Genomic DNA, 16,839 nt, shown 5'->3' on the forward strand with positions numbered 1-16,839 from the left:
ACTTTTCACATACTTCAATTATCCTACGTGCTATTTTTGCAGGTAGGATTTTTTTATTCAATCCCTAAGAAATTCTAAAGATTACAGAAAAAATAAGCAAATTTAATGAAGTTGTGATATAATTTTAACTGTTAAATATATTAATAGGATGATGAAAAATGGAAAAATTAAATCAAAAAAAATACACTTTTTTGATTAATACGACGCCTCCTCCTAGACTTATCAAAAGAATGGATCTAGTAAAAGAAAAGTTCGATTTGTATGCTATTTGTTGGGATAAGGGGACAGATGAAAAATATGATTTCAAGCGTGATTTTTGCAAGAAGGAAATAATCAACATAGATGCTGACAACAGTAACCCTATGAAAAGACTTATTCCAACTTACAAATTCTCACAAAAAGCTTATAAAATATTGGAGAGAATTAAACCGGATTTAATTCACGTCCAAAGTTATGATATGCTAGAGATAGCTACAAAATACAAGAAAAATAACGACAACAAGGTTAAGATTATATACGAAGTACCGGATATTCACAGATATTTGACTGATGACAAGAAGAATTTCCCGATGAATATTGTGTCTTCTGTCTTGAAAAAAAGAGAGAACAATATGCTTTCATTCGTGGATTTGATGATTGTGACTAGTATGAAATTCTGGGAACATTTTGAAGGGAAATACAGCAAGGATAATTTGGTGTTCATGCCTAACATTCCAAATTTGGAATTATTCAAGGATTATGATAAGTTAAGGGTGAAAAACCAACACGATACTTTCACTGTAGGATACATTGGTGGGCTAAGATATTTAAACGAATTGAAAAAGCTTACGAAAGCTATGGATGGTTTGGGAATGAATTTGATGATGGCAGGTTTTGAGAGTGGAACTTACTTCAAAGAGCTTGCTGAAACAAAAGATTTCATTGAATATCGTGGCAAATTTTACTATGACGATGAGATTGCAGAGCTTTATTCGAAATGCGATTGCATATTCTCAGTGTACGATGCGTCGATGAAGAATGTTAGGATTGCACTTCCGAACAAATTATACGAATCCATTCACGCAGAGCTTCCTATAATTGTCGCAAGAGACACTTATTTGTCGGAGGTTGTGAACGAATGGAATGTGGGAGTTGCGGTTGATCACGAATCAGATGAGGAAATGAGAAATGTTTTGCTCAAACTTAGAGATGACCAATCATTCTACCACACGCTTCAAGAAAACTGCAGAAAGATGCAATCAGAATTAAATCCACAAAAAAATAACGAAAGATTATTAAATAGAATAGAAAATTTATTTTAAAGGAGAGAATATTATGATTAATGTAATTGGTTTAGGTTACATAGGTCTACCTACAGCGTTGATGCTATCAACATCAGGCAACAAGGTGGTTGGAACAGATATTAAAGAAGAAGTAATTGAAAAATTAAAGCATAAAGAATTAACTTTCGAAGAAAAAGGAATGGATGAGCTTTTCGAAAAAGCTTTGAATTCAGACATCACTTTTTCATTAAAACCAGTGTCCACTTCTTTCTATATTATTACAGCACCAACTCCATACGATCCTGTATCTAAGAAATTGGATTGTTCTTATGTAGTAAAAGCTGTAGAATCAGTTTTGGAACCTGCAGAAGAAGATGCGATTATAGTTGTTGAATCAACAGTTTCACCGGGAGCTATCGACACATATGTCAGACCTGTTGTTAATAAATACATGGAAAAATCAGGCAAGAAATTAAACTTGGTTCACGCTCCAGAAAGAATTATTCCTGGTAACATGGTTTATGAATTGGAACACAACGCTAGAACAATCGGAGCTGACGATCCAAAATACGGCGAAAAAGTTAAAGAAGTGTACTCAACGTTCTGCAAAGGTGAAATCAATCTAACTAACATCAAAACTGCTGAAATGACAAAGGTTGTTGAAAATACATTCAGAGACATCAACATTGCATTCGCAAACGAATTGGCTAAGATTTGTCGTCAAGGTGGACTTGATGTCAATGAAGTTATCAAAATTTCTAACAAACACCCAAGAGTTAACATTCTTTCACCAGGACCTGGTGTAGGTGGACATTGTATTTCAGTTGACCCATGGTTTTTAGTTGGAGATTATCCACTTCTTACTGAAATAATCTACAAAGCTCGTCAAATCAACGATTCAATGCCAGAATATGTTCTTAGACGTGCTTACAATATTATGCAAGAAAACAACTTAAAAGATTTTTCAAGAGTTGGTATTTACGGATTGACTTACAAAGAAAACGTAGACGATGTCAGAGAATCTCCAACACTTCAATTGTTACAACACCAAAAAGAACATTTGGGAGATGGACTAAAAGTTTACGATCCAATGGTAAAAAGAGAAGTTGTGGAAAATCAATACCACGATTTGAACAAATTCTTAGACGATGTTGATTTTGTAATCGTGATGATTGGTCACGACGAAATCAGAGAAAACATGGATGTATTAAAAGACAAAGTTGTACTTGATACAAGAAACATCGATGTTGATAACAAATACAATTTCTACAAATTATAAAACAAATCAAAGGGCGCTAAATTTGCAGCGCCTTTTTTTCAAAAGAGGTAAAAAATGAAAAAAGTAATGGTGGTTTTTGGGACAAGACCAGAAGCGATTAAAATGTGTCCACTTGTAAAAGAACTCAAAAAAAGAGACGAATTCGAAGTTTGTGTACTTGTAACTGGACAACACAAAGAAATGCTACGCCAAGTATTGGACGTTTTTGAAATCAAAGAAGACTATAACTTGGATATCATGAAAGAAAAACAAAGCTTGTTCGATGTTACCACAACTATTTTAGACAAAATAAAATCTATATTAGAAGAAGAAAAACCAGACATTGTCTTGGTTCATGGGGACACTTCGACAAGTTTTGTTGCAGGGCTTGCAGCATTTTATTTGAGAATACCAGTAGGTCATGTGGAAGCTGGACTTAGAACTTACAACAAATACTCTCCATATCCAGAAGAATTCAACAGACAAGCAATAGGATCGTTGGCAGATTTCCACTTCGCACCGACTACGACTGCAAGGGATAATTTGCTACGAGAAAACAAAGACGAATCCAAAGTTTTCGTAACAGGAAACACAGTAATAGATGCACTTCAAACAACGGTGCGTGACAATTATTCTAACGAAAATTTGATTGAAGACAAAAAAATGATTCTTCTAACAATGCACAGAAGGGAAAACTTGGGAGAATCTATGAAGAATTCCTTTAGAGCAATCAAAAGAGTTGTCAACGAAAACGAAGATATTTATGTGATTTATCCGATACATTTGAATCCAAAAGTACGAGAAATCGCAAACGAAGTATTCGACAATCATCCTAGAATCAAACTCATCGAACCATTGAATGTAGTTGATTTTCACAACTTTATGCAACAATCATTCTTCGTAATGACAGATTCAGGAGGAATTCAAGAAGAAGCCCCAGCACTTGGAAAGCCAGTCTTGGTGATGAGAGACACAACAGAAAGACCAGAAGGGGTAGAGGCAGGAACACTAAAATTAACCGGACTTTGTGAAGAAGACATTTACAACGAAATGACAAAGCTTCTTTCCGACAAAAATGAATACGACAAAATGAGTGAAGCCACAAACCCTTACGGAGATGGCCACGCATCGGAAAGAATCTGCGACATTTTATCAAAAAATCTATAAATCAAAAAATCCAACTTCGTACGAAGTTGGATTTTAAATTTAAACGTCAAATAAATTTGATATGTTAACAGATTGGATTTTCTCAATATCTTAATCTGGAATTGAATTATTTAACTAAGCTTGTTTTCTGCTCTTTCTTGATTTTCTTTCAGAATTGAAAAGAGGATTAACTCTTTCGTAGAAGTCATTCATTTGTGCAAAATTCATACTTGCCATGTTTGAGCTTAAGCTTACTGTACAGTTTTTACCGAAATTTCTGATTTGTTTTTGTGTTGTTTTTGTGAACATATTATTTTCCCCCTTATTAATTGTTTATTATTCTTTTAAGATGTTACTATTTGTTTAATTTGTTTAGTTATTACGCTTGTTTTTTGTTCTTCTTTAATTTTCTTGAACCAAATAGAGGTGCTATTCTTTCGTATAAATTATCCGCTTGAGCAAAATTCATGCTCGCCATACTTGTGTTAAAACTAATTTGTGAACTTTTTCTAATAATATTTTTTCTCATAAATTTTACCCCCTATGCGTTTTTTCTGTTTTTGAAGATTCTTCTTGATCCAAACAATGGAGAGAATCTTTCATTAAAATGATCGACACTTGCGAATGTCATTGAAGACATATTTGTGTTCAAACCAAGAGATGTTTTCTTTGCAAAATCTAAATATTTTCTGTTATTCTTAATCATTTTAGTTCCCCCTCATTTAATATTTATATGTTATTTTCCATTCGATAATAAATGAATATTCAACGAACAGAAATTATCGAGTTTAATATTCATGGGATATCCAAATGATAATTCATTTCATATCCCTCATTGCATTAAGTATTATATAACCATAAAACAGCTATGTCAAGCACTTTTTCAAAGTTTTTTGAAAAATTTTTGTAAAGAAAAATTAGGAAAACGAATGATTTTTGTGAGTACCGTTTTCACAGAAGGCTTATTTTTATTCGATAAATATTTTTTTAGGAAAACAAATGTTGATATGTTCAAGTTTCCTAAGAAAAATAAAAATTTCCCAGTTACTCAATGTTTTCCTGCAATTTTCCTGAAAGAAAACAGATAGCATTTTAAAAAATTGGGAAAATTTTTTGAAAAGTTGATAATGTATATTGGTGGTTGCGAAAAAATTTAGCAGAATAAAGCTGAATTCAGTTTTAAAAATAATATGATTTTTTATATAGACAATTTAAAAACAATATGCTATAATTTAAAAATCTAAAAAATAAGTAGGGATATATGTTAATTGACGATGAAAGTAAAATAAAAATGTTATCTAAAGAGATGGTAGAAGTTATATCATATTTAATATAGAATTGGATTTGATTTATTTATCTTTATGAATCAAACAAACGCTTCCAATAAATTCTGCGGAAAATGTTTTACTCACCCATAGATGCCGTTAATACATATAATTATAGCTAAAATTCTGAAAATATTATAGGGAATTTGACGATAGGGTTTTGAAAATATAAATGATATAAGGAGTAAAAAATGAAGGAAAGAGTACTTATTACAGGAGCTTGTGGAACTGTTGGTAAAGAACTTTTAAAGTATTATATAGATAAAGATGATTATATCATAGCTATAGATAATAATGAAAATGATACTGCCATTTTAGAAAAAAGTATTAAACATGAAAAGATTAAATTTATTCCATTAGATGTATATGATGAATATACACTAAACATTATTGATAAATTAAGGCCGACTGTAATCATACATTCCGCTGTACTGAAAAATACTTATTACAATGAAATCTATAATAAGTATTATCATGATATTAATGTAAATGGGACAATAAAACTTATATACAGAATGATTGATTCGAAAGATTTAAAAAGATTTATTTTTCTTTCCAGTGATGAAGCGTATAATCCAACCAATTTTTTTGGAAAAGATAAACTAGAAGTTGAAAATATTTTAAAAAAAATTAAGATAAATGGAAAAGTAATACAATCAGTTAGATTTCCGTTTATAGTCGAAAGTAAAGGTTCAGTTTATAATATTTTTAAGAAGCAGGCTGAGAATAATTTACCACTTACAGTAACTGATAAGAACGTAAAAAAGATTGCAGCTAATTTAAGTAGTTTTATTGTTACATGGAATGATTTTTACAATAATGTATGTGAAAATGGAGTATTTAACTTTGATATTGGAAAGGAAATATCGATATATAACTTAGCTAGTGACATAATAGCTAAGACTAATTCAAATAGTAAGATAGAGATTATCGGGTTAAGAGAAGGAGAAGTTTTAAAAAAGAACATAATAAAATCAAAAGAGCATAAGGTTCGAAATAATATTTTTAAAATACATTAATAAATGTATCATTTAAAATTTGTTGATAAATGAGATTGCGAGATAGTTTATATATAAAAAATATAATAAAAAAACGATGTAAATAAATTTAATGTTTTCAGTGAAATATCAGAAATAAAGATAAAAACTATTTAAGATTCTAATTCGAGAATATAAACTTTAAACAATAATGACTTTCAAGAAGCATTGAACGATATTATAGGTGATAAAATAAAAAAACGTTAAAAGTAGAAAATATTTATGTATTTGTGATGTAAACTTTGTAAGTGTATAACACTTTAATATATTAAATTTAAGAAATATAAGGAGTATGAAATTAAAGAAAGAACAAATTTTATTATAGACATAGGAATGCCACCGTTGGTAGAAGAATTAAAATCGTATGGAGGAAATGTTGTAATCTTAAAAGAAAGAGAAAACATGACCGAAGATTAGTTTATGAATAAAAAAAACAATAAAAAATTTCTTTTTGTTGGGGCTACAACTACGATATTGGGCAATAAAATCTTTGATTTTGCAAATAATTTTCTGATTTCGAAGATTAGTCCTAAAACATCATTTCTATTGGCGCTGTATCAGTCATCAGAATTAATCATATCTATTCTATTAAATTTAATAGGAGGAGCGATATCAGACTTTACAAGCAAGAAGAATAAAATAGTTATAATATCAGACCTCTTATCAGGTATTTTTGTTTTATCTATATTATTTTTACAAAAAACAAGTTTACCAATGTCTGCTGTTATTATTTCAGTAAATATATTACTTAGTATAATTTCATCGTTTAATGCGCCATCGGCAAAGGCATTAATTAAACACTATATTGATAAAGATGAGATTTCTAAGTTTAACTCATGTTTGCAAATAGCAATTCAAATCATAAAAGTAATTACTCCTATATTCACGATTTCATTGATAAAAGTCATAGGATATAGGAATATTATTCTGATAAATGCATTTACATTTTTCTTATCATCGTTTTGTGAATACAATTTAAAAAGTGATGAAGAAATACAGTTTAAGAGTAAGAGTGAGAAGAAAATCATTTAAAATATCGTGGAAGGTATCCAATATCTACTGCAACAAAAGAAAATATTAAATCTTATAGTAACATCATCACTAGTAAACTTCTTTTTAGCTGGATATAATTTATTTTCACCTTATTCAAGAAATTTGTTTGAAAGTTCTATTGATCCGTATGCGATTTTTCTTTCGGCAGAAGCTGCGGGAGGTATGATAGGGGGAATAATAGCTTTAAAAATCATTAGCTCAAATTATTCACGAAAATCGTACGATTTTTTAATTCTTTCAGGGTTATTCATAGTATTATATTATTTTGTTATGAAACTTTTTAAGAACATTATAATTGCTATGATTTGTATAGTATTGTTTAATTTGTTCCTTACTATTTATAATATTTCATTTTTTACAGGAATAAATGAAGATGTTGATTCGAATTATATAGGAAGAATATTTTCAATAGTTTTTACAGCCGCTCTAGCCTTTATGCCTATTGGATCATTCGTTTTTTCATGGGCATTTAGTGTAAAATCAATGAACCAATATTTGTTTATTGGTATTGGAGTTGTTGCTATATCAATGGTTGCAAAGAAAATTTATATAAAAGGTTGATTTACTAAATTTTAGAATAGTAAAAATAAAACCAAGAATGTATTGGATTATTAATACGTTCTTGGTTTTTTATTTAAAGTAAGATAAAATTTATTTCTTGTCTTCGATGTATTTTATACACAAATCGATAGATGCTTGTAATCCTTCTTGGTGAGTTCTTTCCATTGCGTGTGATGCATCAACACCAGGGCCAATCAAAGCAACTCTTAGATTATATCCTGCAGCTAAGGCTGCTGATCCGTCTGATCCGTAGAATGGATAGATGTCAACTGCGTGAGGAATATTATTTTCTTCGCAAATTCTAACTAATCTTTCTTTTAATTCTAAATCGTAAGGACCTGTAGAATCTGCTGCACAAATTGTTGTCTTAAATTCAGAAGATGTTTGACCGTCTCCAGGAGCAGCCATGTCAACAACGATGAATTCGTCAGTTTCTTCTGGAATTCCGTAACATGCACCGTGTCCAACTTCTTCGTAGTTTGAGATGAAGAAGTTAAGTGTGTGTTTTGGAGTTATGTTGTTTTCTACAAAATATCTTACAGTTTCATACAATACGTATACACAAGCTTTGTCATCTAAGTGTCTTGATTTTACGAATCCACTTTCTGTTAATTGAGTTCTTGAATCTAAATAGATGAAATCACCAACGTTGATTCCAAGTTTTTTTACATCTTCAGCTGATTCAACTTTTTCGTCGATTCTGATTTCCATTGTCTTGGCGTTTCTTTCGTTGCTTTTAGCTTCTGGGCCGTAAACGTGAACTGATTGTTTGTCGTTTAAGCAAGTTCCAGTGTATTTCTTGCCAGACATTGTGGAGATAGTTACATATTCATTTTCAACAGAGTTGTATGCGTAACCACCAACCAAGAAAGTTTTTAATCTTCCATTAGGTTTGATTTCTTTGACCATCAATCCCAACGTATCCACGTGAGCTGCGAATGTAGATTGTTTTTCGTCAGTTTCTCCACGAAGAGTAACAACCATTGCACCTTTGTTAGTGAAGTTGATTTCAACTTTTCCTAATTCTTCGAATTTTTTTCTAACTTTTTCCATAACGACTTTAGTGTCGCCAGATGGAGAAGAAGTCATTAAAATTTCTTGTAAAAAACCTAAATTTTCCATATTGAGAACCTCCTAAAATATATTTTTATGATACCACATATAATCACATTGTTTCAATCGTTTAAAGTGAGGGTTAATGTTTTAACTAAAATTTTACGCACTAAATATATGATAAAATTAATTGAGGTGAAAAATGAAAGGATATTTTGCATCGCATTTCTTCAACGACGCTATGTTTCGTTGGACTGAAGATTTGGCGAGATTTATAGAGAAAGAAGTGGACATTGATTTGTATGTGCCACAACGAAATGATTCGATAAACAACAAAAAAGACAATGATGCTACAATTACTGACATCGACATCGCAAGAAATGACATGGCGAAGTTAAAAGAAGCTGACGTTTTGATAGCTTGTCTTGACGGATTGTCGATTGATGATGGTGTTGCAGGAGAAATCATGGCTTTTTCGGTGATGAAAGATTACGAAGAAGAATACAAATTGACTGACAAGAAGAGAATTATCATTGGATTTGTCACAGATATGAGATATTTGGGAACTGGCGAGAACAAATTATACAGAAACCAAATGATAATTGGCCAAGTTAAAGATAAGGGATACTTCATTGTTGGATATCCAAATACCGACGATTACAAAAAAGAAATCGTAGATATTATTAAAAGAGAATATTAGAAAAAGCTAGCTAGAAATAGCTAGTTTTTTTATTGACAAATGATAAATCAAAATTTATTATATAAGTGATAAGAATATTCACTATCAAAAAGGAGAAGAATGAAAAGCAAATACTTATCTACAATAAGCAAATTAGTTTATTTGGTAACATTAATTTTACTGTTTATAATTAGTAAAAAAAATATTCAGATACAAAAATTTACATTGATTCTTATCATGGGAATTAATATTTTTAGTTTTGTAGCAGCTTTATTTTTATCGGAAATATCAAAAAAGTTAAAATTTGGATTAATTTTGGCTTTGGTAATTTTTTATATAGTTTTCGTGACTTTAAATATGATTTAATAGAAAATTGAAATATTCTTATCGTAAGATATCGAAGTTCTCATTAAATTTGTTGCAGTAGCAATTTAATGAGAACTTTTTGTTTTAACTTTAAGGGAAAAAGAGTTTATATTATAAGTAGCAAATGATGTAGACAAACCTTCATGCACGAATATCTAGACTACAAAATTTGTTGATTTCTAAATCTCAAAATCCTAAAATCGCAAGCACACTTCGTTCATGCGATGCGATTTTTTGACGGATTTCTTCGATTTGAAATCAAATCAAATTTTTCCGTATGATATTCTTAGCATGAACGGTTTGCTACTTTTTCTCTGAAAATTAATTTTAATCACAGAAAACGGGAAGGATTTATAATAGAAAATTTCCACTTGGGGTATAATATTGTTGAAAATGTAGTTTCAAAATAACAAATTGGATAAATTACGGATTTTACACTATTTTTAAATGGCGGAATATGGTATAATTAGTAGTTGTGATTTGTAGTTAACTTAACAGTTAAATGAATCTAATAATTTGAAAGGAAGTTGTTATGAATAAATTAGCGATAATTGGTGCACAATGGGGAGACGAAGGTAAGGGAAAGGTTGTAAATTACTTTTCCAAATTTAATGATATTATTGTAAGATCTTCAGGTGGTGCCAACGCAGGACATACTATTTATTTTAAAGACAAAAAGTACGTACATCATTTACTACCATCAATAACTTTTGACACAGATTCTAAGGGATTCTTGGCAAAAGGAATGGTAATCGAATTAGAACAAATGATTGAAGAGTTGAAGGTTTTGGAAGCTGATTTCCCAGGAATTTCCAAGAGATTTATGGTCGATGTAGAAACATTTATCGTTCTACCTTACCACAAAGAAGAAGACGGATTGTTGGAATCTATGAGAAAAAATCCTATCGGAACTACAAAAAGAGGTATCGGACCAGCTTATCAAGACAAAGCTGCTAGACAAAACGTTAGAATTATTGATTTGTTTGACGATGAATTGTTAAGAGAACGCGTTGAAGAAATAGTTTATTTGAAAAACAACATCTACGAAAGCAAAATGCACATCGATGTCGATGAAACAGTAAATTATTTGCTTGACAAGTTCGACCAATTATTAAAATTGGGCGTTACATTCACATCAGCATCTGAAATCGAAGAAGAAATCAAAAATAAAAAAGTTCTTTTCGAAGGTGCACAAGGAATCATGCTTGACTTAGATTCAGGAACATACCCATACGTTACATCAAGCACAACAACTGCTTACAGCGCATCAGCAGCAGATGTTACATTGACTGATGATGACACAATCATGGGAGTTGTAAAAGCATACACATCCAGAGTTGGAGAAGGAGAATTCCCAACAGAATTGTTCGATGAAGAAGCAGATAAGCTTAGAAAATTAGGCAATGAATTCGGAGCTACAACTGGAAGAAACAGACGTGTAGGTTGGATTGACCTTGCACAATTACGTTATGCAATCAAAAAGAGCAAAATCAACTCAATTGTCATGACAAAAGCAGACGTATTAAACGGCTACGATAAAGTAAAAGTATGCGTTGGATATGAAATTGACGGCGTTGAACAAAAAATGCCATTCATTTCAAATGATTTCAAAAAAGCAAAACCAATCTACAAAGAATTTGACGGTTGGAATGATGTGTTTGAAGTAAACTTCTTGAAATACATGACATTCATCGAAAAAGAATTAGACACAGAAATCTCTTATGTTTCTTATGGACCAAAAACTGAAGAAATTATGCAAAAAAGAGATTTTATTATGAATATAAAATAAAATATTACAAATTATTCCGTGGATTAGCTTCGCGGAATTTTTTTTGCCCAAATTTAATTGGACTCAAAAAAACCAAAAAAATTTCCCGAAAAATGTTACAAAATTTCAAAAAAATTGTTTTATGAAATTGAAAAATATCAAATAAAAACGAAATTTGCAAAATAAATGTTGGATTTTCAACGTTTTAAATCGAAAAAATAAAAATAAAAAAATTTAGGAAAAATGTTGAACATAGTTCAAAAAAGTGTTACAATATAAAACGTCAAAAGAAATGAACGGTGTTCAATAGATGAAAGGAGGTTAGTTGTGTCGTATTTGGACGAAAAGAAAAAAGATAATAAATTACAAATAATTCAGTCTGCAGTTAAGATGTTTGAGAAAAAAGGCGTTGATAAGACGACTATCAGAGATATTATGAGCAACACTGATTTGGGATTGGGAACTTTTTATTCTTATTTTAAGGATAAGGAAGATTTGAAGGAACAAATCGTCCTGAAGAAGCTTACAGATTTGGTGGTGGAAACTGAGAAGAAGTGCACACAAGAAGATCATGTTGAAAGATTTATTAGTTTTTTGGATTATATTATTGATTATTATATTGCTAATCCTTTTGAGTTTGAACTTGTTGCGAGTAATTTGAACTGGGCGTTGTATGCTAAGGTAGAAAATGATAAGAGATTTTTTGAAACAGACACTGCTCTGAAATATATTTTGAACAAGTATTCACAGTTGTTCTCAAAGGAATATTCTGATTCACAAAAATTATATATTCTTTCTTTGACGATTGAGACTGTGATTTCAACTTGTAAGCTTGCAATCAGAAAGGATTCCATTTTATCTATTGATGAAATGAAGTCTGTTTTGGTTGAAGTTATTAAACAAATTTTAAATAGATAAGGGTGATTTTTACATGAAGAAATTTTCAGAATTTATAGCTAATCATCCTAAGTTAGTGCTTTTGGTTATGACTTTGTTGTTGATTCCATCAATAATTGGTTACAAGGCAACAAATATCAATTACGATATTTTGTCTTATTTGCCAACTGATTTGAAATCAACTCAAGGTCAAACTATTTTGGACAAAGATTTCAAAAATGCAGCTACTGGGATGTTGATTTTAAAAGGCACGGACAACGATGCCGAGAAATTAAGAGAAGAAGTGCAAAAAATAGACGGGGTTGAGGATGTTATATCTAAGACTTCAATTTTAGGGCCAACTGTTCCTAACGAATTTTTGCCAGATGATATTAGGGATGTGTTCTATGCCAAAGATAGTACTCTAATGATGGTTAAGTTTAGTGAATCGTCATCTTCAATGAGAACTATGAAGGCGATAGATCAAATCAAACAAATCGAGTCCAAAGAAAAATACTTGAGTGGTATTAGTGCTCTTGTAAAAGATACGAAGGATTTGATTGACAAGGAAACGCCGATTTATGTAATGCTTGCTGTGGCACTTGGACTTGTGGTGTTGAGCTTGACGAATGAATCGACTGTAATTCCATTCGTATTTATGTTGAATATAGGATATGCTGTTATTTATAATTTTGGGACTAATATATTCTTAGGACAAATATCCTACATTACTAAGGCGATTGCAGCGGTGTTGCAACTTGCCGTAACGATGGATTATTCGATTTTCTTGTATCATAGATATGCAGCGGAAAAGAAAAAGAGAGACACACATAAGAAGGCAATGGCAAAAGCTATTGAAGCGACATTCTCATCGTTGTTCTCATCTTCACTTACAACCTTTGCAGGATTCTTGGTTTTGATATTGATGAGATTATCGTTGGGTAAAGATATCGGTCTTGTAATGAGTAAGGGTGTATTCATCGGACTTTTATCTACTTTGGTTGTTCTTCCACCAATGCTACTTCTTACAGAAAAAGCTGTGGACAAATACAATCACAAAGTATTACTTCCAGAATTTACAAAATTACCAAACTTCGTCGTAGACAAGAGAAAAGTGTTGGCATTAGTATTTGTAGTGTTGTTCATTCCAGCAATTTATGGATCTGTAAACACAAAATTATACTACAACTTGGATAGATCATTGCCACAAGATTTGGACTCCATTGTATCTCTTAATAAAATGAAGAAAGACTACAATATGGCAAGTACTCATTTTATCGTTGTAAAAGATAATTTATCTAATACTGCTATGGATTCTATGATTGATGAGTTAGAACACATCGACGGTATCAATTCGGTTGTCGGAACGAATTCAATCACAGGTGTTACAATTCCTGCGACATTCTTGCCAGACAAACTCAGAGATAACTTCGTAAAAAACGGCTACGAAATGCTTATGGTTAATTCAGAATACCAAACAGCATCTGATAAAGTGAACAAACAAATCACACAAATGCGTGATGTAATAGCAAAACACGACAAGGACGGATATTTGACAGGTGAAGCTGTTCTTACAGACGATTTGACAGATATTTCCGATCAAGACTTCAAGATGGTTAACATAGCATCATTAATTGCAGTATTCATAATCATCGCAATATCGTTCAAATCATTTGGAATTCCAGTTGTATTGATAGCAGCCATAGAACTTGCTATTCAAATCAACATGGCAATCCCATTCTACTTCAATCAAACAATTCCGTTTATCACATCAATCGTAATCGGCGTAATTCAATTAGGATCTACGATAGATTATTCTATATTAATGACGGACAGATTCTTGTTCGAATATCGAAAGACTAAAGATGTAAATGGTTCGTTGAAAACATCGGTAAGAGAAACATCCAGATCAATTGTTACAAGTGCTTTATCATTCATGGCAGCGACAGTTGGTGTAGGAATTTATTCAAAAATGGAAATAGTATCCACAATATGTACGTTACTTGCTAGGGGAGCAATCATCAGCATGCTTGTAATCATAATATTACTTCCAGCAATATTGAGCGTTACATTCCCATTTATCAAGAAAACAACTAAAAATTTAGCGTAAAGGAGCAGACTATGAAGAAAAATATTGAAAAAATCTTAGCCTTGTCATTAGTATCTTCAATGACATTTGCTAATCTATCATTTGCAGAACAACAAGATTTAATCAAAAAATCAGAAACAGTTTATGTAACAGTAGAAGGCAACGAAATCAAAGACAAATCAGTTTCTGTGTGGTTAAATTCAGATAAAAATATAAAAGCAAACGACAAATCTAATTTGAAAAATGTAAAAGATTTGAAAACAGACAAAGAACTAAAATCTGAAAACGGATATTTGAAATTAGATGAAAACAAAAAAGACATCTACTACAAAGGTGATACTGACAAAAAACTTCCAGTGGATATATCTGTAAAATATTTCTTGGATGGAAAAGAAATGAAAGCTTCTGAGTTAGAAGGAAAGTCTGGTCATTTGAAGATTGTAATCAATTCTAAAAACAACAGATACGAAGCCAAAACAATCGATGGACAATCAAAGAATGTTTATTCACCATATGTTGTTGTAGCAGCGATGACATTTGACGATGAAAAAGTAAACAACATCACATCAGACGATATCAAAGTTGTAAAAGACGGCAAGAACGAAATAGTAACTACAGTGATGACACCAGGTATGAAACAAAATTTGAATGGAATTGTAGAAGACAAAGAATTGGACAAATTCAAAGACGAAGTTTCAGTTGAAATGGACATCAAAGAGTACAAACCAGTAGAAATCTACTCCGTAATCACTAACGAATTCTTCCAAGAAAAAAAGAATATCGATTCATTAGATAAACTTCAAAACGGCGTTAAAGAATTACAAGATAATTCACAAAAACTTGTAGATGCATCAGTTAAATTATCTGAAGGACAAGACAAACTAAACTCAGGAATTTCACAAATGCAAACAGGAGTTACAAAACTTCACAATGGTTCACAAAAACTTGCATCATCTACACAACAAATGCAAGGAAAATTCTCAGGAATACAATCGAAAGTAGGCCCTATCCAAGGATATGTAGCTCAAATGAATGACGGTAGTTTGAAATTGTACAACGGAATTTCTGACTACACAGCTGGCGTAGCTAAAATCAAAGAAAATACAGCCAAAATAAAAGAAGGATCCGAAAAATTAGCCAAAGGTGCTACTGATTTGGACAACGGAGTTGGCAAATTAAAAGATGCGACTTCACAATTAAGAGCTGGAACTGAAAATATGAAAGAAATGACTGCGCAAAAAGATCAACTACTTGAAAAATCATCACAATTATCAAACGGATTGAATGGTTTGGCAGGAAGCTACGGTCAATTAGCAGATACAGTTGAACAAATTTCGGGAAAATCTGCACAATTAAAAGATTCAAGCGCACAATTCAACGAAAAATTACAACAAGTTGCACAATTAGCAGGTGGTGCTGATGGAAGTGCAAATGCAGAAAAAATCGCACGTGGACTTGAGAGCTCAGCTGAAGGATTGAACAATGCAATCCAACAATTACAAGCAAACAACGAAGAAGGACAACTAAACGACACAATAGCATATCTTCAAGCACAAAAAAATGTAATGTATGCACAAGCAGAATCCATCAGAAATGCTGGTTCACAAAATGCTGGGCAACAAAAATTACAAGCTGCATTAAATGAATTAGCTCAAAGTTCAAGCGCATTGTCTCAAGGTAACGCTGATTTATCAAATGCACTTATGAGAACATCTGCCGCTATGAATCAATCCAAAGCAAAACTAGTAGATTCTTCTAACCAATTATCTCAAGGATTGGGACAAATGGGTGGTGCATTGAACGGCGCAGATGGATTATCAACATTAAAAGATTCCATCGACAAACTTGACGATGCAACAGGTCAAATCAAAGGCGGATCACAAACATTAAAAGAAGGAACATTGCAAAACGAAAAAGCAATGGCAATGCTTTTGAATGGAATGGAAGAATTGGACAAGAATTCAAGTGCGTTAGTTGAGGGCTCATCAAAATTATCTGGTGGCTTACAAGAATTCAACAAACAATCAGCTCTTTTATCTTCATTGTCACAAATCAATGAAAAAGCAATCATTCCAATGAGTAACGCAATCAATATGTTAAATGATGGACTTGGAAAATTAGATTCATCAACTGGACAATTAAAATCAGGTAGCGAAAAGCTTGCTTCTGGACAAAAAGAATTCAGTTCCAAATTAAAAGAATACAAAGAAAAAGGAATTGATGAATTATCCAACAAGACAAAAGATTTGAACAAATTCAAAGACATCATCGATGCTATGAGTGATTTGGCAGTTAAAGATTCTTCATTCACAGGAACAGACAATAATTTTGAAACAAAATCAAGGATTGTCGAAAAAATAAAATAG

General features: G+C 31.6%; 15 protein-coding genes. 11 read left to right on the forward strand and 4 right to left on the reverse strand.

Annotated elements, in window-relative coordinates; translation table 11 throughout:
* The first annotated feature begins 158 nt into the window (after window positions 1-158).
* From B9N53_RS00445 to wecB, 3 genes are read left to right on the forward strand one after another with little or no spacing between them, the layout of a single operon-like run.
* Window positions 159-1,301: a glycosyltransferase gene (locus tag B9N53_RS00445; protein WP_094203239.1), complete on the forward strand. Its 1,143-nt coding sequence runs from the start codon at window positions 159-161 to the stop codon at window positions 1,299-1,301.
* Between the two features lie 13 nt (window positions 1,302-1,314).
* Window positions 1,315-2,541 carry a nucleotide sugar dehydrogenase gene (locus B9N53_RS00450; RefSeq protein ID WP_094203240.1) on the forward strand — a complete coding sequence of 409 codons (1,227 nt, stop codon included), beginning with the start codon at window positions 1,315-1,317 and terminating at the stop codon, window positions 2,539-2,541.
* 54 nt (window positions 2,542-2,595) lie between these two features.
* Window positions 2,596-3,687, forward strand: a complete 1,092-nt coding sequence (wecB, locus tag B9N53_RS00455) for a non-hydrolyzing UDP-N-acetylglucosamine 2-epimerase (protein ID WP_094203241.1) — start codon at window positions 2,596-2,598, stop codon at window positions 3,685-3,687.
* A 114-nt stretch (window positions 3,688-3,801) separates the two neighbouring features.
* Here the strand turns inward: wecB and B9N53_RS09195 are convergent, their stop codons facing one another.
* From B9N53_RS09195 to B9N53_RS00465, 3 genes are all read right to left on the reverse strand, one after another.
* Window positions 3,802-3,975 carry a hypothetical protein gene (locus tag B9N53_RS09195; RefSeq protein ID WP_002837401.1) on the reverse strand — a complete coding sequence of 58 codons (174 nt, stop codon included), beginning with the start codon at window positions 3,973-3,975 and terminating at the stop codon, window positions 3,802-3,804.
* 70 nt (window positions 3,976-4,045) lie between these two features.
* The gene (locus B9N53_RS00460; RefSeq protein WP_094203242.1) at window positions 4,046-4,195 is read right to left on the reverse strand and encodes an NADH azoreductase; all 150 of its coding nucleotides are present in this window, start codon (window positions 4,193-4,195) and stop codon (window positions 4,046-4,048) included.
* A 12-nt stretch (window positions 4,196-4,207) separates the two neighbouring features.
* A complete protein-coding gene (locus tag B9N53_RS00465; protein ID WP_002835797.1) occupies window positions 4,208-4,372 on the reverse strand; it encodes a hypothetical protein in 165 nt (54 codons plus the stop codon).
* 810 nt (window positions 4,373-5,182) lie between these two features.
* Between B9N53_RS00465 and B9N53_RS00475 the strand changes: the two genes are divergently transcribed.
* From B9N53_RS00475 to B9N53_RS00485, 3 genes are all read left to right on the forward strand, one after another.
* Complete coding sequence (locus B9N53_RS00475) at window positions 5,183-6,010, forward strand: polysaccharide biosynthesis protein (protein WP_094203244.1); 828 nt, start codon at window positions 5,183-5,185, stop codon at window positions 6,008-6,010.
* A 438-nt stretch (window positions 6,011-6,448) separates the two neighbouring features.
* Window positions 6,449-7,060, forward strand: a complete 612-nt coding sequence (locus B9N53_RS00480; RefSeq protein WP_094203245.1) for an MFS transporter — start codon at window positions 6,449-6,451, stop codon at window positions 7,058-7,060.
* 6 nt (window positions 7,061-7,066) lie between these two features.
* Entirely contained in the window at window positions 7,067-7,642 is a 576-nt protein-coding gene (locus B9N53_RS00485) for a hypothetical protein (protein WP_094203246.1), read from the forward strand.
* Window positions 7,643-7,732: 90 nt separating this feature from the next.
* Here the strand turns inward: B9N53_RS00485 and B9N53_RS00490 are convergent, their stop codons facing one another.
* A complete protein-coding gene (locus B9N53_RS00490; protein WP_094203247.1) occupies window positions 7,733-8,764 on the reverse strand; it encodes a M42 family metallopeptidase in 1,032 nt (343 codons plus the stop codon).
* A gap of 133 nt (window positions 8,765-8,897) precedes the next feature.
* Here B9N53_RS00490 and B9N53_RS00495 point away from each other — a divergent pair, with 133 nt between their 5' ends.
* The 5 genes from B9N53_RS00495 (at window position 8,898) to B9N53_RS00520 (ending at window position 16,839) form a co-directional block, all read left to right on the forward strand.
* Window positions 8,898-9,395 (forward strand): nucleoside 2-deoxyribosyltransferase, encoded by a 498-nt coding sequence (locus tag B9N53_RS00495; protein WP_094203248.1) that lies wholly within the window; start codon window positions 8,898-8,900, stop codon window positions 9,393-9,395.
* 877 nt (window positions 9,396-10,272) lie between these two features.
* Window positions 10,273-11,529 carry an adenylosuccinate synthase gene (locus tag B9N53_RS00505; RefSeq protein WP_094203250.1) on the forward strand — a complete coding sequence of 419 codons (1,257 nt, stop codon included), beginning with the start codon at window positions 10,273-10,275 and terminating at the stop codon, window positions 11,527-11,529.
* Between the two features lie 306 nt (window positions 11,530-11,835).
* Entirely contained in the window at window positions 11,836-12,426 is a 591-nt protein-coding gene (locus B9N53_RS00510) for a TetR/AcrR family transcriptional regulator (RefSeq protein WP_094203251.1), read from the forward strand.
* A 13-nt stretch (window positions 12,427-12,439) separates the two neighbouring features.
* Entirely contained in the window at window positions 12,440-14,494 is a 2,055-nt protein-coding gene (locus B9N53_RS00515; protein WP_094203252.1) for an efflux RND transporter permease subunit, read from the forward strand.
* A gap of 11 nt (window positions 14,495-14,505) precedes the next feature.
* A complete protein-coding gene (locus tag B9N53_RS00520) occupies window positions 14,506-16,839 on the forward strand; it encodes a hypothetical protein (RefSeq protein WP_094203253.1) in 2,334 nt (777 codons plus the stop codon).

It is taken from the genome of Finegoldia magna (genome assembly GCF_002243175.1).
Classification (GTDB): domain Bacteria; phylum Bacillota; class Clostridia; order Tissierellales; family Peptoniphilaceae; genus Finegoldia; species Finegoldia magna_J.

Excerpts from the sequence above, each read along its gene's own strand:
- B9N53_RS00445 (WP_094203239.1), top strand. The coding sequence starts at position 159 with ATGGAAAAATTAAATCAAAAAAAATACACTTTTTTGATTAATACGACG.
- B9N53_RS00450 (WP_094203240.1), top strand. The coding sequence starts at position 1,315 with ATGATTAATGTAATTGGTTTAGGTTACATAGGTCTACCTACAGCGTTG.
- wecB (WP_094203241.1), top strand. The coding sequence starts at position 2,596 with ATGAAAAAAGTAATGGTGGTTTTTGGGACAAGACCAGAAGCGATTAAA.
- B9N53_RS09195 (WP_002837401.1), bottom strand. The coding sequence starts at position 3,975 with ATGTTCACAAAAACAACACAAAAACAAATCAGAAATTTCGGTAAAAAC.
- B9N53_RS00460 (WP_094203242.1), bottom strand. The coding sequence starts at position 4,195 with ATGAGAAAAAATATTATTAGAAAAAGTTCACAAATTAGTTTTAACACA.
- B9N53_RS00465 (WP_002835797.1), bottom strand. The coding sequence starts at position 4,372 with ATGATTAAGAATAACAGAAAATATTTAGATTTTGCAAAGAAAACATCT.
- B9N53_RS00475 (WP_094203244.1), top strand. The coding sequence starts at position 5,183 with ATGAAGGAAAGAGTACTTATTACAGGAGCTTGTGGAACTGTTGGTAAA.
- B9N53_RS00480 (WP_094203245.1), top strand. The coding sequence starts at position 6,449 with ATGAATAAAAAAAACAATAAAAAATTTCTTTTTGTTGGGGCTACAACT.
- B9N53_RS00490 (WP_094203247.1), bottom strand. The coding sequence starts at position 8,764 with ATGGAAAATTTAGGTTTTTTACAAGAAATTTTAATGACTTCTTCTCCA.
- B9N53_RS00495 (WP_094203248.1), top strand. The coding sequence starts at position 8,898 with ATGAAAGGATATTTTGCATCGCATTTCTTCAACGACGCTATGTTTCGT.
- B9N53_RS00505 (WP_094203250.1), top strand. The coding sequence starts at position 10,273 with ATGAATAAATTAGCGATAATTGGTGCACAATGGGGAGACGAAGGTAAG.
- B9N53_RS00515 (WP_094203252.1), top strand. The coding sequence starts at position 12,440 with ATGAAGAAATTTTCAGAATTTATAGCTAATCATCCTAAGTTAGTGCTT.
- B9N53_RS00520 (WP_094203253.1), top strand. The coding sequence starts at position 14,506 with ATGAAGAAAAATATTGAAAAAATCTTAGCCTTGTCATTAGTATCTTCA.